The organism is uncultured Chitinophaga sp. (assembly GCF_937898475.1).
Lineage (GTDB): Bacteria > Bacteroidota > Bacteroidia > Chitinophagales > Chitinophagaceae > Chitinophaga.
Genome location: NZ_CALEJS010000016.1, coordinates 580,473 through 605,999 on the forward strand (window position 1 = coordinate 580,473; position 25,527 = coordinate 605,999).

The 25,527-nt window shown below is 48.9% G+C and carries 26 protein-coding genes; 13 read left to right on the forward strand and 13 right to left on the reverse strand.

Features of this window, described 5'->3' with window-relative positions; translation table 11 throughout:
* Positions 1 to 5 precede the first annotated feature (5 nt).
* Positions 6 to 158, forward strand: a complete 153-nt coding sequence (locus tag Q0577_RS12210; RefSeq protein WP_298736620.1) for a hypothetical protein — start codon at positions 6 to 8, stop codon at positions 156 to 158.
* Between the two features lie 37 nt (positions 159 to 195).
* Complete coding sequence (locus Q0577_RS12215) at positions 196 to 354, forward strand: hypothetical protein (protein WP_298736622.1); 159 nt, start codon at positions 196 to 198, stop codon at positions 352 to 354.
* Here Q0577_RS12215 and rsgA read toward each other — a convergent pair.
* The 5 genes from rsgA to Q0577_RS12240 all read right to left on the reverse strand — a co-directional run bounded on the left by rsgA (position 351) and on the right by Q0577_RS12240 (position 5,384).
* On the reverse strand, positions 351 to 1,286 hold the full coding sequence (gene rsgA / locus Q0577_RS12220) for a ribosome small subunit-dependent GTPase A (protein WP_298736624.1): 936 nt from the start codon (positions 1,284 to 1,286) through the stop codon (positions 351 to 353). The two genes, Q0577_RS12215 and rsgA, sit on opposite strands and share 4 nt — an antisense overlap.
* Before the next feature lie 89 nt (positions 1,287 to 1,375).
* A complete protein-coding gene (locus Q0577_RS12225; protein ID WP_298736627.1) occupies positions 1,376 to 2,386 on the reverse strand; it encodes a VWA domain-containing protein in 1,011 nt (336 codons plus the stop codon).
* A 30-nt stretch (positions 2,387 to 2,416) separates the two neighbouring features.
* Positions 2,417 to 3,436, reverse strand: coding sequence for a hypothetical protein (locus Q0577_RS12230; RefSeq protein ID WP_298736629.1), 1,020 nt, complete (start codon positions 3,434 to 3,436; stop codon positions 2,417 to 2,419).
* A gap of 26 nt (positions 3,437 to 3,462) precedes the next feature.
* Positions 3,463 to 4,332 carry a DUF58 domain-containing protein gene (locus Q0577_RS12235; protein ID WP_298736631.1) on the reverse strand — a complete coding sequence of 290 codons (870 nt, stop codon included), beginning with the start codon at positions 4,330 to 4,332 and terminating at the stop codon, positions 3,463 to 3,465.
* A gap of 50 nt (positions 4,333 to 4,382) precedes the next feature.
* A complete protein-coding gene (locus tag Q0577_RS12240) occupies positions 4,383 to 5,384 on the reverse strand; it encodes an AAA family ATPase (protein ID WP_298736633.1) in 1,002 nt (333 codons plus the stop codon).
* Positions 5,385 to 5,688: 304 nt separating this feature from the next.
* Between Q0577_RS12240 and Q0577_RS12245 the strand changes: the two genes are divergently transcribed.
* From Q0577_RS12245 to Q0577_RS12265, 5 genes are all read left to right on the forward strand, one after another.
* Positions 5,689 to 6,024 carry a hypothetical protein gene (locus tag Q0577_RS12245; RefSeq protein ID WP_298736638.1) on the forward strand — a complete coding sequence of 112 codons (336 nt, stop codon included), beginning with the start codon at positions 5,689 to 5,691 and terminating at the stop codon, positions 6,022 to 6,024.
* A gap of 9 nt (positions 6,025 to 6,033) precedes the next feature.
* On the forward strand, positions 6,034 to 6,573 hold the full coding sequence (locus Q0577_RS12250; protein WP_298736641.1) for a GNAT family N-acetyltransferase: 540 nt from the start codon (positions 6,034 to 6,036) through the stop codon (positions 6,571 to 6,573).
* A gap of 91 nt (positions 6,574 to 6,664) precedes the next feature.
* On the forward strand, positions 6,665 to 7,324 hold the full coding sequence (locus Q0577_RS12255) for a peptidylprolyl isomerase (RefSeq protein WP_298736643.1): 660 nt from the start codon (positions 6,665 to 6,667) through the stop codon (positions 7,322 to 7,324).
* A gap of 83 nt (positions 7,325 to 7,407) precedes the next feature.
* On the forward strand, positions 7,408 to 7,788 hold the full coding sequence (gene gcvH, locus Q0577_RS12260; RefSeq protein WP_298736644.1) for a glycine cleavage system protein GcvH: 381 nt from the start codon (positions 7,408 to 7,410) through the stop codon (positions 7,786 to 7,788).
* Positions 7,789 to 7,864: 76 nt separating this feature from the next.
* Positions 7,865 to 8,296, forward strand: coding sequence for a VanZ family protein (locus Q0577_RS12265; protein ID WP_298736646.1), 432 nt, complete (start codon positions 7,865 to 7,867; stop codon positions 8,294 to 8,296).
* 73 nt (positions 8,297 to 8,369) lie between these two features.
* Here the strand turns inward: Q0577_RS12265 and Q0577_RS12270 are convergent, their stop codons facing one another.
* The 3 genes from Q0577_RS12270 to prfA form a co-directional block, all read right to left on the reverse strand.
* Positions 8,370 to 9,053, reverse strand: a complete 684-nt coding sequence (locus tag Q0577_RS12270; protein WP_298736647.1) for an OmpA family protein — start codon at positions 9,051 to 9,053, stop codon at positions 8,370 to 8,372.
* A 184-nt stretch (positions 9,054 to 9,237) separates the two neighbouring features.
* Complete coding sequence (locus tag Q0577_RS12275) at positions 9,238 to 9,834, reverse strand: hypothetical protein (RefSeq protein WP_298736648.1); 597 nt, start codon at positions 9,832 to 9,834, stop codon at positions 9,238 to 9,240.
* A 100-nt stretch (positions 9,835 to 9,934) separates the two neighbouring features.
* Positions 9,935 to 10,999 (reverse strand): peptide chain release factor 1, encoded by a 1,065-nt coding sequence (gene prfA, locus Q0577_RS12280; protein WP_298736650.1) that lies wholly within the window; start codon positions 10,997 to 10,999, stop codon positions 9,935 to 9,937.
* 102 nt (positions 11,000 to 11,101) lie between these two features.
* On the opposite strand from prfA, the gene Q0577_RS12285 reads away from it, so the two are divergent.
* Together Q0577_RS12285 and Q0577_RS12290 are read left to right on the forward strand one after the other, a co-directional pair.
* A complete protein-coding gene (locus Q0577_RS12285) occupies positions 11,102 to 12,259 on the forward strand; it encodes an amidohydrolase family protein (RefSeq protein ID WP_298736651.1) in 1,158 nt (385 codons plus the stop codon).
* A gap of 84 nt (positions 12,260 to 12,343) precedes the next feature.
* A complete protein-coding gene (locus Q0577_RS12290; RefSeq protein ID WP_298736653.1) occupies positions 12,344 to 13,435 on the forward strand; it encodes a mechanosensitive ion channel domain-containing protein in 1,092 nt (363 codons plus the stop codon).
* Between the two features lie 71 nt (positions 13,436 to 13,506).
* On the opposite strand, the gene Q0577_RS12295 is transcribed toward Q0577_RS12290, so the two are convergent.
* From Q0577_RS12295 to Q0577_RS12305, 3 genes are all read right to left on the reverse strand, one after another.
* Positions 13,507 to 14,022 (reverse strand): hypothetical protein, encoded by a 516-nt coding sequence (locus tag Q0577_RS12295; RefSeq protein WP_298736654.1) that lies wholly within the window; start codon positions 14,020 to 14,022, stop codon positions 13,507 to 13,509.
* A 10-nt stretch (positions 14,023 to 14,032) separates the two neighbouring features.
* Positions 14,033 to 14,587, reverse strand: a complete 555-nt coding sequence (locus Q0577_RS12300) for a MerR family transcriptional regulator (RefSeq protein WP_298736655.1) — start codon at positions 14,585 to 14,587, stop codon at positions 14,033 to 14,035.
* A 105-nt stretch (positions 14,588 to 14,692) separates the two neighbouring features.
* Entirely contained in the window at positions 14,693 to 15,664 is a 972-nt protein-coding gene (locus Q0577_RS12305; RefSeq protein WP_298736656.1) for a peptidoglycan DD-metalloendopeptidase family protein, read from the reverse strand.
* A gap of 257 nt (positions 15,665 to 15,921) precedes the next feature.
* On the opposite strand from Q0577_RS12305, the gene alaS reads away from it, so the two are divergent.
* Both alaS and Q0577_RS12315 read left to right on the forward strand, forming a co-directional pair.
* Complete coding sequence (gene alaS / locus Q0577_RS12310; protein WP_298736658.1) at positions 15,922 to 18,540, forward strand: alanine--tRNA ligase; 2,619 nt, start codon at positions 15,922 to 15,924, stop codon at positions 18,538 to 18,540.
* A gap of 176 nt (positions 18,541 to 18,716) precedes the next feature.
* Positions 18,717 to 19,733: a PDZ domain-containing protein gene (locus Q0577_RS12315; protein ID WP_298736659.1), complete on the forward strand. Its 1,017-nt coding sequence runs from the start codon at positions 18,717 to 18,719 to the stop codon at positions 19,731 to 19,733.
* Between the two features lie 116 nt (positions 19,734 to 19,849).
* Here the strand turns inward: Q0577_RS12315 and Q0577_RS12320 are convergent, their stop codons facing one another.
* A complete protein-coding gene (locus Q0577_RS12320; protein WP_298736660.1) occupies positions 19,850 to 21,232 on the reverse strand; it encodes an aldehyde dehydrogenase in 1,383 nt (460 codons plus the stop codon).
* 92 nt (positions 21,233 to 21,324) lie between these two features.
* Between Q0577_RS12320 and gatB the strand changes: the two genes are divergently transcribed.
* Positions 21,325 to 22,770: an Asp-tRNA(Asn)/Glu-tRNA(Gln) amidotransferase subunit GatB gene (gene gatB / locus Q0577_RS12325; protein WP_298736661.1), complete on the forward strand. Its 1,446-nt coding sequence runs from the start codon at positions 21,325 to 21,327 to the stop codon at positions 22,768 to 22,770.
* 83 nt (positions 22,771 to 22,853) lie between these two features.
* Positions 22,854 to 24,005 (forward strand): TlpA disulfide reductase family protein, encoded by a 1,152-nt coding sequence (locus tag Q0577_RS12330; RefSeq protein WP_298736662.1) that lies wholly within the window; start codon positions 22,854 to 22,856, stop codon positions 24,003 to 24,005.
* Positions 24,006 to 24,085: 80 nt separating this feature from the next.
* On the opposite strand, the gene Q0577_RS12335 is transcribed toward Q0577_RS12330, so the two are convergent.
* A complete protein-coding gene (locus tag Q0577_RS12335) occupies positions 24,086 to 25,519 on the reverse strand; it encodes a RagB/SusD family nutrient uptake outer membrane protein (RefSeq protein WP_298736663.1) in 1,434 nt (477 codons plus the stop codon).
* Positions 25,520 to 25,527 lie beyond the last annotated feature (8 nt).

Genomic DNA, 25,527 nt, shown 5'->3' on the forward strand with positions numbered 1-25,527 from the left:
TCCCTATGAAAAAACTTTTACTCCTTCTATGGCTTGGCGCCATGGTTGCCGGCTGCGCCACCCAGCAACAAGGCTGCCCTGCCAACAACTTTTACAGTAAAGGCAATAAGAGCGATAACCGCAAAGCCCGCAAACAAATGGACAGCCGTGTGTTCTGAGATCGGGCAACGATCATTCACCCTTATATCTGCCCCTATGCGAAACACTATTGTGCTGCTATTGATCGCAGCTGGCTTACTGGCCCTGAATGCCTGCCGCACGCAAAAAACCGGTTGTCCGAGTCCGCGCCCGAACTGGGGTGCTGAGAAAGTGCTGGATGAGCTGATGAAACCAGGTAAGGAAAAGAAAGCCTAATACTTCTCTTCTTCAATTGATTCGAGGATGGTGGCATAACTAATATACCTTTCCTCATCTATATCCCCCTCTTCTACGGCTGCTTTTACGGCGCAGCCAGGCTCATTGATATGCAGGCAGTTGTTGAACTGGCACTGCGTAATATAGGGCTGCATTTCCAGGAAATAATGTGAAAGTTCTGTTTTAGGTATATCTACAATGCCCAGTTCCCTGATACCGGGCGTATCTATCAGTTTGCCGCCTATTTCAACCGGCAGGTCAAACATTTCTGCAAAAGTGGTGGTATGCAACCCCTTTCCACTCCAGCCGCTCACTTCTTTGGTACGTAATGTAAGCCCGGGCATCAGCTGATTGATCAGGGATGATTTACCCACGCCTGAATGGCCCGATACCAGGGAGACCTTGTTGTGCAGCAGGTCTTCTATTGCGGTGATGCCCTCTCCTTTTTTGGCAGAGACCAGCAGTACCGGGTACCCGATACGGGTATACACGTCCTGCAGTTCAAGGAACTTATCCATGTCCTTTTCCCTGAGCAGGTCTTTTTTATTGAACACCAGGATAGCGGGAATATGATAGGCTGCTGCGGTTACCAGGAAACGGTCTATAAATCCGCGGGAGGTACGGGGTTCTTTCACGGTGCAGATCAGGATGGCCTGATCGAGGTTGGCGGCTACAATATGTTTATGTACTCTTTTATGCGGAGAGCTGCGTACGATGTAGTTCCTGCGCGGTGCGATGTCTGTGATCATAGCAGAGCTGTTGTCACCATCTTCAGGGATGATCTCCACTATATCGCCCACGGCTATGGGATTGGTAGAAGTGATATCCTCATCCATCTTAAAAACACCTTTAATACGCGCCTGGTAGGTGTCGCCTGCGGGTGTTTTCACGGTGTACCAGCTGCCGGTTGATCTGTAAACGGTTCCCTGCATGGAGGTTTTTAGTCTATAGTTGTTAGTCGTTAGTGATCAGCGCGAAGATACAATTTCGGTTACTAATGACTAACGACCAATAACTACTCTTAGGGAAGGCTACGAAAAGCGGTGTAACGAAGCACTACTTCCAGCAGCAGGCACGCCAAAGCGATCATGGCCAGCGGGAAGAAATGTTCTGCGTAGTGCCTGTAGGAAGTGATCTCTACTTTTGTTTTTTCCAGGTTATCGATCTCGGCATATACTTTGGCCAGGCCGGTAGTGTTGGTGGCCCTGAAATACTTGCCACCGGTTTCGGAAGAGATCTTTTTCATCAGCGGTTCATCTATCTGCACATCCTGCATCTGCATTTGTATACTACCATCAGGCATGGTCATTGGAAAAGGCGCTTTGCCGTAGGTACCCACGCCAATGGTATAAACCCTGATTTTAAAGGCTTTGGCTATTTCCAGGGCGGTAAGCGGATCTACCAGGCCCGTATTATTCACCCCATCTGTAAGGAGGATGATCACTTTGCTTTTAGCTTTGCTGCTGCGGAGACGGTCTACCGAAGTAGCCAGGCCCATACCGATGGCGGTACCATCCTGGAGCATGCCGCTTTTAATCTGCATGATCTGGTTGGTGAGCACGGCATGATCTGTTGTAATAGGGCATTGGGTAAAGCTTTCGCCGGAAAAGATCACAAGGCCGATGCGGTCGCTGATACGTTTCTCCACAAAATCGGCGGCTACTTTCTTGGCGGCTTCCAGGCGGTTGGGTTGCAGATCTTCCGCCAGCATACTACCGGAAATGTCTATCCCTAAAACAATATCTATGCCTTCGCTGTCAATATTCTCAGAGGTATTGCTGGTTTGAGGGCGTGCCAGCGCTGTTACCAGTGCAGCGTAAGCCAACACCCGCAACACCAGCAGTACGGGGCGCAGGCGGGCTTTCCAGGAAACGGGCAAGCTTTTAAGTCCCTGTGTAGAGGACACCTGTAATGCACCCTGCTGACGCTGGCCCTGTTTCAGATACCAATAGATCATGAGCGGTATCAGCAGCAACAACCAGAAGCACCAGGGATAGGCGAATGTTATATTTTTCCAGATCGACAGGTCCATTGAGTCAATTACAAGTTATTCAATTACGAATTACGATTTACTGTCTGCGGCCGGTTGTTCCGTTTCTGCAGGCTTTGCCGCGGGTTTGGTCCACTCCACTATTTCAAGGGCCTTTTGCAGGCTGTCTTCATGCTCCTCCGGGGTAGGCTGCAGCTTGGCGAATTTTGCCAGGTCTGCCAGTGACAAGAGGTTCCGCAGTTTCTCGCGCTGCTGGTTCAATATGGTCACCGGTTTTATGTTCTGCAGCAGCTCAGCGCTCGTCTGTTCCAGGGCGGCGATGCCAAACTGTTCTTCAAAGTAAGAGCGCAGCACATCTGTAAGCCGGGTATAGTATTCTTTTACATTCCCCTGCTGCCATACTTTTTCTGCAGCCAGCTCTTTCAGCTGGCGAACGGCTTTGTCAAAAGGCGCTTCCAGCGGTACGGGCGGCGGAGCGGGCGCTTTAGCCGGACGTTTACGCATGTATATGAACCAGCCTATGATCAGGCCAATGAGCACCAGTCCGGTTACAATAAAAGGCCAGTATTCCCTGAGGAAATCGAGGATGGACTCCCACAGGCTGATAGCCACTGTTCTTACGCCTTTAATAGGTTTGAAGGCTTTGGTAGTATCTACCGCCACATTGTCCACATCTATACCGATAGGAGCGGTAAATGCAGAATCCACGGCGCCTGCGGCAGCCTGCAGCTCAAACTTCAGGGAGGGTATTTCCCAGTGCCCGGAATCGAAGCTGGTAAGGGTGATCACTTGTCTGAACAGCTGTTCGCGCGCACTGCCGGAGGTATCTACCTTGGAGCGGTCCACTACTTCCCAGTGGGCGAAGGAGTCTGGCAGGCTGGGAAAGGCCAGCTGGAGGCCAGCTTCTTTCAGCCTGTTCACATCCACGGTGGCAGACAATTCCAGTTTCAGCTGTTCGCCAATACGTAACCTATCCGTATCGGCCTGCGCCCTTACATCGATATTATTCTGCGCAAACGAACGGAAAGGACAAAGCACGTAGCCCAACAACACAATTAAAAAAATGCTCTTTACTATTGTTCTTTTTCGCATGATGTTTTTTGCTCCGCTTTAAAAACTTATGCCCTGTTCAGGAAAAATGTCTGCAATGCTTTTACATAGTCCTCATCGGTACGCACGCTGATCAGTTCTGCCCCGCTTTTCAGGAAGGCGTTACGGCAGTACTGCAGATGCTGATGGAACTGCTGGGTATAGTACTGCTGCACCCGTTTGTCTGCGGCATCCACCCACTGGCGGGCGCCTGTTTCTGCATCCGCCATCTGGATGAGGCCAACAGGCGGCAGCTCCTTATCACGCTGGTCGTACACGTGAACGCCCACCACGTCATGCCGTTTGGAGGCAATATTCAGGGCATCCTGGTAGTTAGCGCCGGTCAGAAAATCGCTCAGCAGAAAAACGATACTCCGTTTTTTGGCGGCGTTGTTGAAGAAACGCAGGGTTTCCCTGATATCAGTACCTTTTTTCCTGGGCTTGAAGGACAGCAGTTCCCTGATGATGAACAGGATATGTGATTTCCCTTTCTTGGGAGGAATATATTTTTCCACGCCGTTACTGAAGAAGATCACCCCCACCTTATCGTTGTTATTGATGGCGGAAAAGGCCATCACTGCACAGATCTCGGTGATGAGGTTACGTTTGTTCTGATGAATGGTGCCAAAAACGGAGCTCTCACTCACATCAACCAGCAACATCACGGTAAGTTCGCGCTCTTCTTCAAACACCTTTACAAAGGGATGATTAAAGCGGGCAGTTACGTTCCAGTCTATATCGCGCACATCATCCCCGAACTGGTATTCTCTTACTTCACTGAAAGACATCCCTCTGCCTTTAAAGGCGCTATGGTACTCCCCGGAGAAAATATGATTGGAGAGCCCCCTGGTCTTTATTTCAAGACGTCTTACCTTTTTGAGTATTTCAGCAGTATCCACCGGCTTTAATTAGTAATGAACAATTAAAAATTAATAATGCAGGTCAGGGATCATGGTACTTCCACCGCATTGAGGATCTCGCTCAGGATGTTCTCTGAGGTAACGTTCTCTGCTTCGGCTTCGTAGGTAAGGCCAACGCGGTGGCGCATTACGTCGAAACAAATGCTGCGTACATCTTCGGGAATCACGTAGCCGCGGCGTTTCATGAACGCGTAGGATTTGGCAGCCCAGGCAAGGCTGATACTGGCCCTTGGGGAGCCGCCGTAGGAAATCAGCGGTTTCAGTTTCTGCAGCTTATATTCTTCCGGATGACGGGTAGCGAAAACGATATCGAGGATATAGCGTTCTATTTTTTCATCCATATACACCTCTCTCACCAGCTTACGGGCCTCTACGATATCGGAGGGCTGTATTACCGGGTTGATAGGCGCCATACCACCGGGATTCAGGTTCTGGCGGATGATATGTCTTTCTTCTTCCTTGGTGGGATAACCGATCACCACTTTCAGCATGAAGCGGTCTACCTGTGCCTCGGGCAGGGTGTAGGTACCTTCCTGCTCGATCGGGTTCTGGGTGGCCAGCACCAGGAATGGTTCCTCCAGCTTAAAGGTGCTGTCGCCGATGGTCACCTGTTTTTCCTGCATGGCTTCCAGCAGGGCGCTCTGTACTTTTGCTGGGGCGCGGTTGATCTCATCCGCCAGTATGAAATTGGCGAAGATGGGACCTCTGCGCACTACAAATTCGTTGCGCTGCTGGTTATATATCATGGTGCCTATTACGTCGGCCGGTAACAGGTCTGGTGTGAACTGAATACGGCTGAACCTTGCATTGATTGCAGATGATAAGGATTTGATGGACAAAGTTTTAGCAAGCCCGGGCACACCTTCCAGGAGTACGTGGCCCTGAGCAAGCAGGCCTATCAGCAAACGTTCTACCATGTAGCGCTGGCCAACAATCACTTTTCCCAGCTCCATATTTAACAGGTCTACGAATGCGCTGGCCTGATGGATCTTTTCATTCAATTGACGGATGTCTTGCGATGTATTCTCCATGCTATGCATTTATTTTTCAGGATTGCTAAAATAAACATTCTCTACCCAAAACACTGTACCACAGGGCTTCCAGGCAGTTAAAATGCCGTTAAATTACACCTGCGGGTTAGGGAGTTACAAATTACGAAATCGTTTATAGCGAAACTTCATTATCTGTAATAAAAATCCGTAATCTGTAACGGCTTAATTGGTAAGAGCCGCAGGCGGCCCCCAAGTTAATAAAGCCCCGGCATATTTATATCATCTTTTTTTATAACGTACCTTTGCGGCTAACAATCAATCATCTAACCTTCAAATATATAGTATGAACGACTTTGAGCTGCGCTGGAAACGTGTAGAGCAGATGCTGACCGAAAGGTTTGGCAAAACCCCCAACATGGAGGCGATCCTCTTTCTTATAGGTGTGCAGGAGCTGGGTAAACTGAAGAAGAAATTTACCAAAGAGCAGAAGCAGGACCTGATGCATGTAGCCACCTGCACTTTGCTGAGTCAAAGCGGCTATTTTGCGTTGGAGGGATATGATGCCGATGGGTGGCCACATTTTAAGGAAGTGCAGCCCGTTCCTAAAATGGGACTGGCGGAACAGGAAAGATTTCTGCAGGAGCATATCATTGCGTACTTTGAGGAAGAAGACGAGTAAAACAGACACATGACACCTGCAATCGTTATCCGCCCCGTGCAACCGGATATGCTGGATACCCTGGTAGTACTGGAGCAACAAACTTTTACAGAGACCTTTCGCCACGTTTACAGCCCGGAAGACCTGAAAGCCTTTCTCAGCGACAAAAAAAGCCCTGAGATTTTAAAGCAGGAACTGTTGAAGGGAAACGCCCGTTATTATATCTGCTATTACGACAATGCCCCGGCGGGGTTCCTGAAGCTGAATATGGATAAACAGCCCGATGATAAGGCTGGCGCCACTTTGCCCACACCTGTAATGGAGCTGGAGAAGATCTATGTGCTGCAGGCCTTCCAGGGCTTCAAGCTGGGCAAAGCGCTTATACACCACGCTTATGCAGTGGCCAGGGAACACCAGGTAAATTGTATCTGGCTGGGTGTATGGGAACACAATACAAAAGCCCGCGCTTTTTACGAGAGAGAAGGTTTTGAAAGATTTGGCGAGCATAGTTTCATGGTGGGCAGCCAGCTGGATACGGACTGGCTGTATAAAAAAGCTGTTAGCGGCTAGCTATTAGCTGTTAGCCATTGAAGCGGATTCAGGAAGCTTATTGTAACTTACCAGCAACTGACCATTAACGACTAACTACTGGATATTCTTTATGAAAAGATTGTTATTGTTACTACTCCTGCTAGGCGCTGCTACAGGCGCCATGAGCAAGCACCGGAAAGTAAAAGTGCAGACCCCTTATGGTACGATGATCATCCTTCTTTATGATCAGACGCCTCAGCACCGTGATAACTTCATTAAACTGGTGAAAGAACATTTTTACGACAGCCTGTTGTTTCACCGTGTGATCAATACTTTTATGATACAGGGTGGTGATCCCGAATCAAGGCATGCCAGGCCGGGCGCCATACTGGGCAATGGAGAGAACGGCTATACCGTACCTGCTGAGTTCCGGCTGGACCTTTTTCACCGCAAAGGGGTACTGGCGGCAGCCCGTGATGAAAACCCCGCCAAAGCGTCTTCGGGTTGCCAGTTCTACATTGTACAGGGCAAACGGTGGACAGACGCTGAACTTGACAAGCTTGAACAAACCAGGTTAGGTGGCCGTAAGATACCGGTAGACCAACGTGAAGTATATAAAACCCAGGGCGGCACACCACAGCTGGACCAGCGCTATACTGTTTTTGGGCAGGTAATAAAAGGGATGGATGTGATAGACAAGATAGCCGCCGTTAAAACAGATGGGAACGACCGGCCGCTTACCAATGTACCCATGAAGATTCGTTTGGTAAAGAAGTGGCTGCTGTTTTAACCATTTCATCTTGTTCTGCAGGGAGCGCACTGCTTGCAGTGTTTTGTAATTTCATTACTTTTACCCCTAAAATCAAAACAGCTATGAATTTTCCATCAAACCTGCGGTACACTAAGGACCACGAATGGATATTGTTAGAAGGTAATACAGCCACCATTGGCATCACTGAATTTGCGCAACGTGAACTGGGCGATATTGTATTTGTTGATATTCCTACCGTGGGTAAAACGCTGGAAGCCGAGGATGTATTTGGCACCGTAGAAGCAGTTAAAACTGTTTCCGACCTGTTCCTTCCTGTTGCCGGCACCATTAATGAGCTTAACGCTCAGCTGGAAAGCGAGCCAGAACTGGTGAACACAGATCCGTATGGAGAAGGCTGGATGGTTAAAATGACCGTTAAGAACCCTGCTGATGTGGAAGCTCTGCTGGATGCGGCCGCTTACCAGGCATTAGTAGGCGAATAATAACAAAAGGCTATAAGCCACAAGAAGTATGCAGTACGAAGATGTTCTTCACTTCTGACTGCATACTTCTTACTTTATGCAGCACTTACAAACAGAAAGACCAGGAATGAAGGCACTACGATATTACATACCCGCTATTTTATGGATCATACTCATTCTTGTGCTTTGCACATTACCAGGCAAAGACGTTCCACATACGGGCTGGTTCAGTATTAAAAACCTGGATAAGCTGGTGCATTTCGGGCTGTTTGGCGGTATCGTATTTTTCCTGGCCTTGGGATACTATCGCCAGAAAAAAAACGTACCAGCCCTGATGCTGCTCGTATTTGTATTAAGCGCTGCTTTATATGGACTGGCCATTGAGTTTATTCAGAAGTACTATACCGTTGACCGCAGCTTTGATATGCGCGATGCTGCAGCTGATACACTGGGTGCTATTGCCGGTGTATGGGCTTTTAAGCTCTTCCGCAGATGGTTTCTGAAACCCCGGACTGCTACCGTTCAGTAGGGGCAAAAAAATTCCCCCCGGATAGCCGGAGGGAATGTGACCTATCGTTTTATGAGAAATAAGTGATCTATTCCTATTGTTTGATAGCTTCGTTTTGTGCTTCCTGTTTCATCTTTTCATTTGCGAAGATCGAGAATTCCACACGGCGGTTCTTCGCCCTGTTCTCTTCCGTATCGTTCGGGAACTTAGGTTGTTTTTCACCGTACCAGTAAGCCTGTACACGGTTGGCAGCCACGCCCTGTGCACGCAGATAAGCAGCTACTGCATTGGCACGCCTTTCAGAGAGACCTTCGTTATACTCGTCTGTACCTTTATCATCTGTATGGCCTTCAACGCGAACATAAGTATCAGGATACTTGTTCAGGATCTGGGCCAGCTCCCGGATGTTGGACTGGGCGGTAGCTGTAAGATCTGATTTGTCAAAACCGAAAAGTACTCCTGAAGCGAATGTTACATTGATACCTTCGCCCACGCGTTCTACCTGTGCGTTGGGTACTTCATTCTTGATCTCCTGTGCCTGTTTATCCATCTTCTTACCGATCAGTACACCAGCGGTACCACCTACGGCAGCACCGATGATAGCGCCAAGCGCGGTATTACCTGCGGCTTTACCGATAGCGGCACCAGTTGCAGCACCACCACCAACGCCAATTACAGCGCCTTTCTTAGTATTATCCATCCCTTGCCAGGTGCTACAGCCAAAGAGTACGGTAGCGGATAATGCTACAGCTACTATTGCATTGAATTTTTGTTTCATCCGTATGTTTTTTGATTTTATCAATGGTTAATTATCAGGCCTAAAACTGATTCTGTTTTGGAAATTCAAATACTTTGCCAAATTCCATGTTGTGGTTATAGTTTATTGAATCTTAACAAAGTATGTGCATGTAAATTTATTCACACGATAGGCATGTGGATAAATAAGGCCATATAAACGGGCATCATCCCAGCAGGTTTTTCAACATATCACCCAGGCCGCCGGAAGAGGGCTGTTGTTGCTGTTGCTGTTGTTGCCGGGCGCCGGAAGAAAGCATACCCATCAGGTCCTGCAGGTCAACATCGCCATCTCCATCCTTATCCAATCCGCCGCCGGCTAGCCTTCCAAGGATACCAGACAGGTCCAATCCCTGGGCTTTGCCACCGGTCAGTGAGTTAAGGATGCTTTGCAGGTTGAAGCTGTTGTCATTAGGATCATTGGTCTTTTTTACCAGGGACCCCAATACAGAGGGGATGAGCGTGGCAGCGATCTTTGTGGCAGTGCCGGCGTCCAGGTTGAATTTCTGAAGAAGAGTGTCCACAAAATTGCCGGATATTCTGTTGACCACCGGGTTTTGCGGGTCGGGAGCCGATCCGGCGCCGCCCAGTAGACCTACTACCTGGCTGGCATTACCGTTGGCAATTTCTTCCTGCAGACCGGAAGCAATAGATGCAGTAGCAGCATTGATCACTGCATCATTCTGTTCATTGGGCACAATCGGGTTGTCTACCACCGGGCCCTGTGCCTGCTCTTTAACGAGACTGAGTAATTGTTCCAGCATGATGATATGGTTTGTGAGTCCTTTTGTTAAACAGGCTTTGCAACTAAATTGTTTAAGTGAGCCCCTGTTTACCCGGCACATCCATGGGTTATGAACGTTATCAGGCTCCCTGCTTCAGCTTTTCCGCGTTTTCGGCAAACTGGAGGGCTTCGATCATTTCATGGATATCTCCGTTCATGAAAGCATCGAGGTTGTAGATGGTCATCCCGATACGGTGATCTGTTACACGACCCTGAGGAAAGTTATAGGTACGGATCTTGGCGGAGCGGTCGCCGGTTGACACAAGGCTTTTACGCTGGGAAGCGATAGCCTCTTCATGCCTGCGCACAGCGGCTTCGTATATACGGGTACGTAACATCTTCATGGCGATATCCCTGTTGGAGTGCTGGCTGCGGCCTTCCTGGCACTCTACCACCGTTCCTGTTGGAATGTGCGTAAGACGTACGGCAGATTCTGTTTTGTTTACGTGCTGACCACCTGCACCGGAGGAGCGGAAGGTATCCATTTTAATATCTGCCTCCCTTATTTCCACGTCAACTTCATCGGCTTCGGGCAGTACTGCCACCGTGGCGGCAGAAGTGTGCACCCGCCCTGAAGCTTCGGTAGCGGGCACGCGCTGTACGCGATGCACGCCAGACTCGAACTTGAGGATGCCATATACATCATCCCCGTTCACTTCAACGGCAACCTCTTTATAACCGCCAACCGCCCCGGGGGTTTCGCTCATAATATTGGTGCTCCAGCCCCTGGTTTCACAGTAGCGCAGGTACATACGCAGCAGGTCGCCCGCAAAAAGAGCGGCTTCATCGCCCCCGGTGCCGCCCCGTATTTCGAGTATGGCATTTTTTTCGTCCTGGGGGTCTTTGGGGATCAGCAGGTTGCGGATCTCTGCCTCCTGCTCTTCTTTTTGCTGGTGCAACCCTTCTGTTTCTTCCTTAGCCAGCTCCCGCATTTCTTCATCCCCGCTTTCCAGGGCTTCCTTGTTAAAAGCAATAGCGTCAAGCAGCTTGCGATAGGCATCGTAGGCCTTCACTACCTTTTCCAGCTGCCTGTACTCCTTACTCAGCTTACTAAACTGCTTGTTATCGCTTACTATCTCCGGGTTGGTCAGCGCCAGGGCTACCTGATCAAACCGGCCTTTTATCGCTTCAAGTTTATCTATCATAATTATCTTTGAAAATCATCCCGGGGTAGCCGGGAGTGCAAAATTAACATCATTTACGCTGAATAAAATTTGATTTTTAATTATAAACCATCCGAAACGGACATGCCCGAACCTATAAAATTAAGCGGCAGGGAACTATTTGACGGAACACGCTTACTAGGCGATGATAAAGTACTGGTGCTTGATACCGGAGGCACCATACTGGATATTGTGGACAAAGCGGCAGCAGGTGAGGGCGTACAGGAGCTGGATGGCATGTTGTGCCCTGGTTTCATCAATACCCATTGCCACCTGGAGCTATCCCATATGCAGGGCCTGATTCCTGAAAAAACCGGGCTACCCGCATTTCTTACAGCGGTAATGACGCAGCGGGGCGATCACAATGGCCCGGTTTCGGCAGCAGCAATGATGGAAGCAGCTGCCACCCGGATGTGGGAGGAGGGCATTTCCGCCGTAGGCGATATCTGCAACGGCACCGCCACACTGGCCCATAAAAAGGGAAACCGCCTGTATTATCATTCCTTTATAGAATGCATGGGTTTTATAGATGCCGCGGCGGAAAAAAGATTTGAGCAAAGCATGGAGGTTTACCGCCAGTTCAGGGAGATCAACGGGGCGCTTCACAGCTGCTCTCTTGCGCCACATGCCCCCTATTCTGTAAGCGCTACCCTGTTTGGCCTGCTGGCCGCCTTGCCAGGCAATACGCCCCTTACCATACACAACCAGGAGACCCCGGCAGAAAATGAGCTTTACCTTAGCAAAACAGGGCCTTTCCTGGACTTTTACCAGCATTTTGGTATGGATATCAGTGGTTTCAAGCCTTCTCTTACCAGCAGCCTTAAAGCCTGTTTACCTTACCTTGATGGCAGCCCCTTGTTACTGGTGCATAACACCTTTACATCTGAAGAGGATATCCTGGCGGCCCGGCAGCGTACATTGCCTGTTTACTGGTGCCTTTGCCCACAGGCCAACCTTTATATTGAGAATCGCCTGCCGGATATTATGCTGCTGCGCCGCCAGCAGTGTACCCTCACACTTGGTACCGACAGCCTGGCTTCCAACCACCAGCTGTCTGTCTGGAAAGAGATACAGACCATACAACAGCATTTCCCCTCCATCCCGTTAACGGAAATACTGCAATGGGCCACACTGAACGGCGCAAAAGCGCTGGGTATAGCGGAACGTTATGGCAGTTTTGCCCCCGGGAAAAAACCAGGGGTGGTGCTGATAGAACAGCACCAGTGTAAACGCCTGGTGTAGTACCCAGGGAGGTATGTGGAGGTTATATGGAGTGTAGGTTTCCTAAAGAGAACGGTTATTTTTGCACTCTGAATAACAAAATAAATGAATACGTTTCTGGACCAGGTAATATTGGGCAACCCCGTACGCAATTACCTGATAATGGCGATCATTTTAATCGCCGTGTTCTCTGTAAAACGATACCTGTCAAAAGGTATTGCTTCGGGCGTTTATAGCTTTTTGAAACATTTATCTCCACAGATAGAGCGGGCAGAACTCACCAATTTGTTGTTACGCCCACTGGAGTATTTCCTGCTGCTGGTAACTTTTCTGCTGACGATAGAGCATTTCCATTTCCCGCCTGAACTGAACTTCAAGATCTATAACCAGTACAAGCTGAAAAACCTGGCAGACACCCTGCAGCAGATAGCCTTCTGCGTATGTATTTTGTGGATACTGCTGCGCCTTATTGACTTTGTGGCGCTGATACTCGAAAAGCAGGCAGACCTGACGCCGGATATGACGGATAACCAGTTTGTCGTCTTTTTCCGGGATTTCTTTAAAGCCATTATTTCCATATTAGGCATTATTGTTCTGATAAGGGTGTTATTTGGTTCTGAGCTGGTAAACAAGCTGATAGCAGGCCTTGGTATTGGTGCAGCAGCCCTTGCACTCGCCGCCAAGGAAAGTATAGAGAACCTGATCGGCTCTTTCATTATCTTCTTTGACAAGCCTTTCCGGGTAGGAGACAGCGTTAAGGTAGACTCCTACCAGGGCACGGTAGAAAAGATCGGTTTACGCAGCACGCGCATCCGCACACTGGAAAAGACCTTTGTTACGGTGCCTAACAAGAAGATGGTAGACAGCATTCTTGACAACCTTACACTGCGTACGCAACAGCGGGTAGCGCTGAAACTGGAGCTGCCTACTGAAACGCCTTCTGCTACCGTTATTCAATTACTGCGCGACATTCAGCAGCTCCTGGGCAGTAATAACAGCATACTGCCCGGGTATGTTGCGAACCTGCATGATTTTAACAAAGACACTTACCTGGTGCAGATCGTCTACAACACTTATATTATTGAAGGCGCACAATACGCCAGGCTGCGGGAATCCATTAACCTGGGCATTATACAACTGTTGGAGCAGCATGGTGTGAAACTTCCTACCACCAAGATCGAGATGACGGCAAATTAACGAGGGGCTGGTATAAAAAAAATGTGCTGATGAAAAATTCATCAGCACATTGATATATGAGGATCGGCAGATCAGTCGTCTCCTTTCTCTTTCTTGTCAGCTTTCAAAAGGATTTTTGCGATGTCTGCTTCGATAGATTCATCCACATTACCGGAGATGCGGCCCAGCTCCTTTCCTTCTTTCAATATGATGAAGGTGGGCACTCTTTTCAGCTTATATTCAACCGGTGCGCCGGTATCCAGTTTTTCATCTGCACCAAAGATCAGCATTTGTGTTTCCGGGCTGCCAGCCAGCACCATTACTTTATACAGCTGAGGGAACAGTACGCGGCTTTGTTGGTCCCAGGTACCTATCAAAGCCACAACATTGAACTTTTCGCGGTTAGACTTGATATAGTTCAACATATTGTCGTTAGGTTGATATTTATTAACACCGGTATAGAACCAGGCATAGGCAGTATCGCTTGTTAAGGTTTTCAGATCCAATTTGCCTTTCAGTACCTTACCGCCGCTTCCTCCATTCTGCGCCCAGGCAAGGCTAACAAAAAATAACAGCGTTCCTCCCAGTAATAAAGTTTTTAATCGCATAACCATTTTTTTATAATTGATCTTTGAGTTCTGTCAGAAACCCTCTTACTTTAAGCAAAGCCTGTACCATTTCAAAATTCCGGGCGGCTAACTTTTTGTCTTCCCTGAGTTTTTGTTTTGCGCCTTCTATTGTATACTTCCTTTCCCGCAGCAGGTGATAGATCAGCTTCAGGTGCTGAATATCTTCTTGGCGGAACAGGCGATCCCCCTTGCGGTTCTTTTTGGGTTGCAGTATATCAAATTCGTTTTCCCAATAGCGGATGAGGGAGGTATTTACGCGGAACATGCCAGCTACTTCACTAATGGAGTAGTATTGTTTATCCAGCGTCATCTTGTCAAGTTCTTTCATCACATCTGTATCCTCACTTACTTCTTTCAAAGATTTACGCCCCCGCTTCTTTTTTTGCGGTACTGCAGATACGGTTACTGTTGTTTCTTCCGGAACAGCGGCCGCTTTTTCTGCTGCGGCAACCCTGGGCTGAGGCGGCGCTATGACTGCTACTGCGCTTGGCACCGTTGGCGGTGCTGGTTCCAGGGAGCCGAAAAGGTCCAATTGGTGCATCATGGCAGAAATCAATTAGGAGATTCCAAATTCCAAGTTCCGGATTTCATAGCCCAAACGTCAAAAGCCAAGCCAAATTCCGGAAGCCCCGGGCATATTAGCGGCAAATTAATCAAAAGATTGATTACCAGACCTGGCAATCTTCAACATCCTGTCAAATTCTTCCGGAGAAAGATCATTAAAGAAAAAATATACAGGGTCTACCTTCTCCCCGTTCTTCATGACTTCGTAATGGCAATGGGGACCGGTGGATTTTCCGGTACTGCCTACCCAGCCCAGCACATCGCCTCTTTTTACAGCCTGGCCATTCTTCACTTTAGTACGCAGCATATGGCCGTAGAGCGTTTTATAACCATATCCATGTCTTACTACCACGTGGTTGCCATAGCCTACGTCGCTGAGACTAGCTTCTTCCACCACTCCATCGCCGGTGGCGTAGATAGGTGTGCCGCTGGGAGCTGTAAAATCAAGACCGGCGTGAAATTTCACCGTTTTATATATAGGATCGATACGGTAGCCGAATCCGGAAGCGATGCGTTTCAGATCTTTATTGGATACCGGCTGTATGGCAGGTATAGAGGCGAGCATCTTTTGTTTGTTCTTTACCAGGTCGTCTATCTCGCTGTAAGATTTTTCCTGCGACTTGATGCGGTTCATCAGTTCTTTCAGCAACATGGCCGTGCTGGCGATGATGTCGCTACTGGCGAAAGACTGGAGTTGCGCCAGCTCTTCGTCTTTTTCTACCTTACCCGCACGGGTGCTGTCGGGAATCGGGGAAGCTTCAAATATCACCCGGTAGATCTGGTTATCGCGACGCTGCAATTCAACCAGCTGGCTTTTGGCCTCGTTCATACGGTGCTCCAGCGCCTCATACCGTTCCTTCATATTGTCAATCTCACGGCGCAGCGACTTTTCCTTGGGAGAATCCAGGAAGCGGTAGGATGCTGACAGAAAAAGGACGCCGGTAACAATGGCGGCCGATATAAACCCGAGGATCCGTAATATCTTGACCCGTACCGAAACTACGAGCTTCTCGTACTTCAGCGTCTGGGTATTATAGAAATATTTGACCTTCTTCATTTGCAGCGCTTAGCTATTGACTTTTAGCTGCCAGCATCATGCATCCGCTCTTACACTCCCAACAGCTAAGAGCTAAACGCTAATGGCTAACAGCTTATTTGAATAATCTTATAGGTTTCGATATTTTTGCACTCCTTCCTGCAAACACAACCTAATTTGCTGGAATAGCGGGGCGTGCAAAATACAAATTAACGGCAATTTTACACCAGACGCAATTTATATAGGTAAAAATACATATTAATAGGCTATAATATTTTATGACAGCATCCGAGATCCGTCAGCAATTCCTGGACTTTTTTGCTTCCAAAGGGCACCAGATCGTGCCTTCTGCCCCCATCGTGGTAAAGAATGACCCTACGCTTTTATTTACCAATGCGGGGATGAACCAGTTCAAGGACTATTTCCTGGGCAACAAAACCCCGGCGCATACCCGGGTGGCGGATACCCAGAAATGCCTGCGGGTTAGCGGCAAACATAACGACCTGGAGGAAGTAGGGATAGACACCTACCACCATACCATGTTTGAAATGCTGGGCAACTGGAGCTTTGGCGACTATTTCAAACAGGAAGCCATTGCCTGGAGCTGGGAACTGCTGACAGAAATCTATCAATTACCCAAAGACAGGTTGTATGTAACTGTTTTTGAGGGAGATGCAAAAGAGCAGCTGCCGAAGGACGAGGAAGCCTATAATTGCTGGAAGCAGCATATTGCTGAAGACAGGATCCTGCTGGGCAACAAAAAAGACAATTTCTGGGAGATGGGAGACACTGGCCCATGTGGTCCCTGCTCTGAAATACATGTAGACTGCCGCCCTGATGCAGAAAGGCAGCAGCAAGACGGACGCGAACTGGTGAATGCAGATCATCCGCAGGTAATAGAGATCTGGAACAACGTATTCATGCAGTTTAACCGCCTGAAAGACGGCAGCCTGGAACCGCTGCCCGCCAAACATGTGGACACAGGTATGGGCCTGGAGCGCTTGGTGAGGGTGTTACAGGGAAAAACCTCCAACTATGACACCGACCTGTTCATGGGCACCATCCATGCTACCGAAAAACTGACCGGCCATACCTATAAAGGCACTGATACCAGGCAAGACGTAGCCTTCCGTGTAATTGCAGACCACCTGCGCGCTATTTCCTTTACCATAGCCGACGGACAACTGCCCTCCAACACAGGTGCGGGCTACGTGATACGCCGCATTCTGCGCAGGGCCGTACGTTATTACTACTCCTTCCTGGACGCTAAAAAACCTTTGCTGCATGAGCTGGTTCCCGTGCTGGCGGAGCAATTTGACAAGGTATTCCCTGAACTGCAGCAACAGGTAGACTTTGTAAAAAAGGTAGTTTATGAAGAGGAGAACAATTTCCTCCGCACGCTGGAAAGTGGTATCCGCCGCATAGAAGATGTGATCAGCACCGCCCGCACCAAAAGCATAGACGGTAAAACTGCTTTTGAACTGTACGATACCTACGGCTTTCCCCTGGATCTGACCAACCTGATTGCTGCGGAGAAAGGATTTACGGTTGATGAGAAAGGCTTCAATGTTGAAATGCAGCAACAGAAAAACCGTTCCCGTGCTGCTACAGAACTGGATACCGGCGACTGGATAGTGCTGGACGAAGTGCCTGCCACAACTTTTGTAGGGTATGAACTGCTGGAAAACACCACCCGCGTTACCAAATACCGTAAAATAAAAGCCAAAGGCAAAGAACAATACCAACTGGTACTGGAACAAACCCCCTTCTATGCAGAAAGCGGCGGCCAGGCAGGCGATACCGGTGTGCTGCTGTTTGATGGGGAAACCATTGCCGTTACCGATACCAAAAAGGAGAACGACCTGACCGTTCACTTTACGGATACCCTTCCCGCTGAGGTAAATGTGCCCGTGAAGGCGATCATTGCCCGCGAAAAAAGACAGGATACTGCCCGCCACCATTCCGCCACCCACCTGTTACATGCGGCCTTACGCCAGGTACTGGGCACTCATGTAGCCCAGAAAGGATCACTGGTGAATGCCGATTACCTGCGTTTCGACTTTTCGCACTTTGCCAAGGTGAGCGAGGAGGAACTGGCCAGGATAGAAGAAATTGTGAATGAAAAGATCCGGCAGAACATTCCTGTAGTGATCCAGGAAATGCCGCGGGAAGAAGCCCTGCAACTGGGCGCCATGGCCCTATTTGGAGAAAAATATGGTGACACGGTACGGGTGGTGATCATGGACCCTTCCTACTCCATTGAACTGTGCGGGGGTACCCATGTAGGCGCTACGGGAGAGCTGGGCCTGTTTAAATTCATCAGCGAAGGCGCGGTAGCCGCAGGCGTACGCCGTGTAGAAGCTGTTACCGGCGCCAAAGCCCTGGCTTATGTGAATGGGCAGCTGCAGCAGCTGAAAGAGATAAAGGCCGTACTGAAGAATCCTAAAGAACCGGTAAAGGCCTTTGAAAACCTGCTGCAGGAAAAAACAGGTCTGGAAAAACAACTGGCCCAGGTGGAACTGGAGAAAGTGAACGAGCTGGCCGCCAGCCTGAAAAAACAGGTAACAGCGATCAATGGCTTGAATTTCATTGGCCACGTAGTGAAAGTAGGGAATGCTGATTCATTAAAACAACTGGGCACCGCCCTGAGGCATATTGACAATCACGTAGTAATATTGGCTGCGGATGTAAACGGCAAAGCCAGTGTTGCGCTGCTGATTGCCGAAAACCTTGTAAGCACAAAAGGCTGGGATGCGCCTAAGATCATTAAAGAACAGGTGGCGCCACTCATCAAAGGCGGAGGAGGAGGACAATCATCTTTTGCTACCGCGGGCGGCCAGGATACCAGCAGATTACAGGAGGTGGTGGAAAAGGTGAAGGCTTTAATTAATAATTAAACGTTAATAATTTAGAATAGTGCAGCCCGTATAGCAGGAAAGTGCTGTACGGGCTTCGTGTTTCAGGGGACTTATTTTAACATTCTGTTAAGTCTCACCGGGGCCCTTTTAACTTTTCCTTATTTGCCCCAGCCTTTAAATTTGCTTCATAAGTTTATAAAAATATTGTTTTGTTTATGAAAAAGTTACTCCAAGTACTAACCCTTGCAGGACTAACCTGTGGGATTTTCGCCCTCACACCTGCTGTAAAGGCGCAAGATTCCGGCAAGCAAAAAAGCGATAAACTGGGCGAGTATGATGAGATTGTTATCAAACCTAAGAACAACCAAGATGGAAAAGTCACTATCGAGATCAGAGATGGGGAAGTATGGGTGGATGGTAAGAAGTTGGATGATTACCAGGATGGCGACATTTCTGTATATCGCCGTAAGATCAGGCCAATGGATGGCAATACTTTTTCTTTTGACAACCCGCACCGGGGCCTGCAATTTTTCAATAATGACGATGAGGAGGATGGCAGTATACGCGGCGGAAAGGCGCTGCTGGGCGTAATTACTGAGAAAAAAGAGGCGGCGGGGGTAACGATCAGGGACGTATCTCCGGGTAGCGCAGCGGAAAAGGCAGGCCTGAAGAAAGGAGATGTGATCACAGGGGTTGATGCAGACAAAATAGCCGAGCCCCAGGATCTGTTTGAGAAGATCGGCGAATACGACCCTGGTGATAAGGTGACCGTTACCTACCTGCGTAATAAAAAGGAGCAGAAGGTAACCGTTACATTGGATGAACGCAAAGATCTGGGCAGGTTCAATTTCACACCAGGCCCCGGCAACAATAACTTCTTCCGTTTCCGCAACCCGCGTAACGGGCCCGGTTTCGGCGACAATTACTTCAAATGGTTCGGCAATGATCGTAATGACACCCGCCTTGGTTTATCTGTACAGGATACCGAAGAAGGTAAAGGCGTGCGTGTATTAAGCGTAACAGCAGGTTCTGCCGCCGAGAAAGCAGGCTTTAAGGAAAATGATATTATAACGGAACTAGCAGGCGCTGAGGTGAATTCAGCCGGGGATGTGGCGAATACATACAGGGAGAATAAAGACAAGGGTACATTAACGGCAAAGGTTAAACGCAACAACAAAGAGCAGCAGTTAACCATTACCGTTCCGAAGCATTTAAACAAAGCTGATCTTTAATATCCGGATGTGCTGACAATTTTCATTCGTTGTTTGCACATCTGCGCCCGCAGATTGATTTGATATGGTTTTAAGTGTGTAATACCCCCGTTCGTCATCCGGCGATGCGGGGGTTTTCATTTTACCAGCATCTTCACATACTTCAGCTTCTTCTTAAAGGGAGCGTATTTCACCGGAACATCCAGCCAGGTGGCGGTGCGCATAATGCCTTTGGGATGGGTGAACGTTTCAAAACTGAAACGGCCGTGATAATGGCCCATCCCGCTATGCCCTACCCCGCCAAAGGGCAGCTCAGGGTTGGTAAGGTGTACCAGGGTGTTATTAACACAGCCGCCGCCAAAGCGCAGCTGTTCTTCCAATATTTTACAGGTGGAGGCCCTTTTGGAGAATATATAAAGTGATAAGGGATAGGGGTGGCTGCGGATCAGCTGTATAGCCTCAGACAGCTCATTAAAGGCGATGATGGGCAATATGGGCCCGAAAATCTCTTCCTGCATCAGGGGCGCCGACAAATCCACCTCTTCCATCAGGGTGGGCGCTATATAGCGTGATTTTCTATCTGCAATGCCACCGTGAATGATACTGCCCTGCTGCAGGTATGCTTCCAGCGCCTCAAAACGCCGGTCGTTTATAATACGGGCATAATCAGGGCTTTGCGATGGATCTTCTCCGTAAAACTGCACAATGGCCTGCTCCATGGCTGCGATGAGCGCGGCCCTTACACGGTTGTGCACCAGCACATAATCAGGTGCTACGCAGGTTTGGCCGGCATTCCAGAACTTGCCCCATACAATACGCCGTGCAGCTACCTTTATATTAGCCTTGTCATCTACCACGCAGGGAGATTTACCTCCCAGCTCCAGGGTAACGGGCGTCAGATGCGGCGCCGCCATTTCCAGCACCTTTTTACCAATGCCTGCACTGCCGGTGAAGAACACATGATCAAAGCGGTAGGTCATGAGGGCGGGAATCAAGTGGCTGCCCTCTCCCTGCAGCAAGGTAATATAAGCCGGATCAAATATTTCGCGCACCAGTTGCTCCATTACCGCCGCCGTTGCGGGCGCCAGCTCTGAGGGTTTGAGAATGGCACAGTTGCCCCCTGCAATTGCGCCTACCAGGGGGGCCATCAGCAGCTGAAAAGGGTAGTTCCAGGGGGCAATGATCAGGGTAAGTCCCAGGGGAGCACGTATGATCTTACTGTGGCTGGGGTAATGTTCCAGGGGGCTGGTCACCTCGTGCGGGCGCATCCACCTGGCCAGGTTGCCCAGCACATGGTCAATTTCGGTATATAAAAATCCAACCTCACTTCCATACGCCTCTACCGGGTGTTTGTGCATATCCTTATGCAGGGCGTCAAGTATAGCGTTTTCATGTTTTTTAATGCCCTGCTTCAGCCGCCTGAGCTGTGTTTTCCGGAAGGCATAGGACAGGGTGGCGCCAGACTCAAAGAATGCCTGCTGGGCCTTGTAAATGTCACCTATGGAGGAGGCATTGGTCATAGGACGTTTTTTTATTTAAGTTACTACATAATAGGCGGATATGGCCGCCCCCTGGCGGGATGCTCAAAAATATTATATCTTCGCCTCTACCCATGATAGACTATAATAAATATGAAGCAGTGATCGGGCTGGAGGTACATGCGCAGCTGCTCACGGAAAGCAAGTTATTCTGCAGCGACAGCGCTGCGTTTGGCGGTGCGCCTAATACCCATGTCAGCCCCATTACACTGGGCCACCCGGGAACACTGCCCCGTATGAACCAGAAAGCAGTAGAATATGCTGTTAAACTGGGTCTGGCCTGCCATTGTGAGATAGCGGCAGAAAACTACTTTGCACGCAAGAACTATTTTTATCCTGACCTGCCCAAGGGCTACCAGGTATCACAACATACTGCGCCTATCTGTGTAGGTGGCCATGTGGCTATTACTACGGCAGAAGGAGAGCGGAATATTCAGCTGAACCGTATACACCTGGAAGAGGATGCAGGTAAGTCCTTACACGACCAGGAGCCCGATAACACCATGGTTGACTATAACCGGGCGGGTGTGCCGCTGGTGGAGATCGTAACAGAACCTGACCTGCACACCGGCGACGAGGCCTACGCATACCTGACCGCCCTCCGCAGGCTGGTACGCTACCTGGGCGTATGTGACGGGAACATGGAGGAGGGCAGCATGCGCTGTGATGCCAATATATCTATCCGGCTTAAAGGCGCTACCACCCTGGGTACCAAGGTAGAGGTAAAAAACATGAACTCTATCCGCAATGTGAAAAGAGCCATTGAGAATGAGGTGAAAAGGCAAATAGAGCTGGTAGAGAACGACGGCACTATTGTACAGGAGACCCGCAGTTTTGATGCAGCCAACGGCAGTTCATTCCCGCTACGCTCCAAAGAGGAGGCCAATGACTACCGTTATTTTCCCGAGCCGGATCTGGCTCCTTTCAGGCTCACTGCAGCATTCCTCGCTGCGATAAAAGCATCCCTGCCCGCGCTGCCGGATGAGCTGGTACAGCTGTACACCACACAGTACGGACTGCCGGAATATGATGCCCGGGTATTGTGCGACGATAAAGCCACTGCAGACTACTTTGCACAGGTGATAGCCGTTTCCCCCCAGTACAAGGCAGCCGCCAACTGGTTGTTAGGGCCTGTAAAACAGTACCTGAACGAACATTCCATAGGTGCAGAACAGTTCCCGCTTCCGGCCGCCTCCCTGGCAGACCTGATGGGGCTGGTGGAAAGCGGCAAAGTGAACTTTTCCATCGCTTCTTCCCGTATATTCCCGGAAATGATACAGCAGCCCGGAAAAAAGGCGCTGGAAATTGCTACTGCCCTGAACCTGCTGCAGGATACCAATGCAGATAACATAACGCCCATCATAGATGAGGTATTGGCTAAGTATCCTGGCAAGGTTGCAGAGTATAAAGCCGGTAAGAAAGGACTTATAGGGTTGTTTGTAGGTGAAGTGATGAAGCGCTCGCAAGGCAAGGCAGATCCAAAGCTGACCAACCAATTGCTGGCTGAGCGCTTAAAGTAGCTCATTGTTTGTTACTTTTGGATGAAACTGTCATTACAATTTAAAAACTGGCCATTATTATGAGACCGAGCATAACATACAAGATGAGAAAAGTAGCACTATGCCTTACGCTTGGCGGGCTGCTCGCAAGTTGCGGACAGCAGGCTGAGAAAGGAAGCTTCAATATAAGCGTGCATTTGTCTAATGCCCCGCTGGGACCCGTGTTCCTGGAAGAACTGACGCTAAAGGAGGTAAAGATTGCAGATACAACCAGCCTGAAAGACGCCAGCGGCAAATTTACCCTGAAGGGTACCGTTCCTGAACAGGGCCTTTACCGGATCCGGTTTGGCAACAGCAAGTATATCCTCCTGGCACTGGACGCAGGTGACATGAATATTGAAGGCGATTATGACCAGCTGGACAAGATCAACATTAAAGGTTCAGAAGCGTCTGCTGCCCTGCAGCAACTGCTGATTGAAGCTAATGAAAAGGGACAGTCGCTGACCATGGAAATGCGTGCAGTAGACAGTCTCCATAACGCCAACATACCTGACAGTGTACTGCAGGAAAAAGTGAAATCACTGCAGCAAAAGGAAGCTGACCTGCAGCAGTCTTTCATCAGCTATGCAGAAAAAACACCTTATCCTGCTAATGCAGTATTTGCACTGAGCATGGTAAATGATCCCAGCGCATTGATCCAGCAAAAACAGGTGATCACCAATATAGAAAAACGCTTCCCTGAAAACAGCCTGGTTCACAGCCTCAGCGCTCGTCTCAGCGAAATAGAGCAGCAGGCTGGTGCAATGGGCGGCGGCGATGAAGAGAGTATGACCGCTGTAAAGGTGGGCGATGTGGCCCCTGATTTCTCCCTGCCTGATCCTTCCGGTAAAAAGATCAGCCTGAGCTCTTTCCGCGGCAAATATGTACTGGTAGATTTCTGGGCGAGCTGGTGTAAACCTTGCCGTATGGAGAACCCGAACGTGGTAAAAGCTTACCAGCAATACAAGAACAAGAATTTTACGGTGTTGGGTGTATCGCTGGACAAAAAGAAAGAAGCCTGGGTAGAAGCGATACAGGCAGATGGCCTGAGCTGGAACCATGTAAGCGATCTAAAATTCTGGGATTCTGCAGTAGTACCTTTATTTGGCATTAATGCTATTCCTACTAACTTCTTACTGGATCCGCAGGGAAAGATTATAGCGGCAAATTTAAGAGGAGAAGCGCTGGAACAGAAGCTGAAGGAAGTGGTAAAATAAATTAGTTTAATCTTATTATAAACAAAAAAGGCAGGAGATGATCCTGCCTCTTTTGTTTATAATCACTTAATAAATCTAAACTAGTAACCAGGATTCTGTACCAGGTTCTTGTTATAGTTTGTTTCTACGATCGGGATAGGAAGCTGGAAACGATAATCATCCGCATCCAGTGTCAGTGCAGTAGCCACATATGGAATACCTGAACCGTCTGCCCTGTCACCTTTTGTTCCATCTCTTTGAATAGACTGATGCCTGCGTTTCAGATCCCAGAACCGGTCTCCTTCAAAAGCCAGCTCTAATCTCCTTTCTTTGAGGATTTCGTCTAACAATGCCTGGCCGCTCAGGTTGATGTCGGTAAAACCGGTATACCTGTTTGCTTTTAACAAATTCAGATCGGCCAGCGCTGCAGGTTCATTACCGCTCCTATAGTATGCTTCGGCGCGGTTCAATAATACTTCTGCCGTTCTCAGCACTTTTGCATCACAAACGCCCTGCGCTTTGCCTGCTCCACCATTGTATTTGATCACATTGTTGTAATCATTTCCTGAGAAGGGACTTGTTCTGATGTAAGTTGATTTGCGTATGTCTGCATCAGTAAACAACTGCATAAAGTTATACTCCACTACATACTCAGACTTCAGCTCACCACTTACAGGCTGATAATAGTTAACCCCTTGTGTATTTATGTTATCTGTTAGATTATTGATCACCTTAAACAGTACGCCTTTCTCTGTCTGGTCAGTCCAGATCCTGGGAAAATCTGCAATACCAGGCAGATCGGGAGTAGCTCCCAATGCGGCATTTGCAGCTGTGATGACCGCGGCGTAATCTCCCTTATAAAGGTTTACCCTGGACAATAAGCCAGCAACGGCGGCTTTATTTAATTTACCTGTTCCGTTATTGGCATCGATCAATGTCAGTGCCTGGTTCAGGTCAGCAAGCACCTTGTCATAAAACCCTTTCACCGGTTCTTTAGCGGGCAAAATAGTCGGATCTGTGGTGGTTACATAGGGAATGGTCAGATCGTTGTCAGTAGCATTGGTGTAGGTTTTACCATACACTCTTGACATATCAAAATAGACCATCCCGCGGATAGCCAAAGCTTGTCCTTTGGTATTGTCATGGAAAGGACCAGCCGGAAATTTATCAATGTTTTCCAGGATGGCATTTGCTCTCCTCGCCATTGTATAACCACCTGCAAAAAGGCCATACTCCGTTGCGCCGGGTTTCAGATTCCACCTTTGATAATCATTCAGGGACCTTCTGCCCGCCTGGTTGATGATCAGATTGTCAGACATAGCATCTGCTACAATATTCCAGGTGCCGTTGTAGTAACTACCGGAAGCCCTGATACCATAGTACATACCGTTAACAGCGAGTTCCATATCCTCTTCCGTTTCATATGCCACCTCCTGCGCCGCGGTGTTATAGGGGTAAAGGTCCAGTTCGGACTTGCTGCACGCGCCCAGGATCGGAAGCAGCGCAGCTGTAAGAATAATATATCTTTTTCTCATTGGTTTCA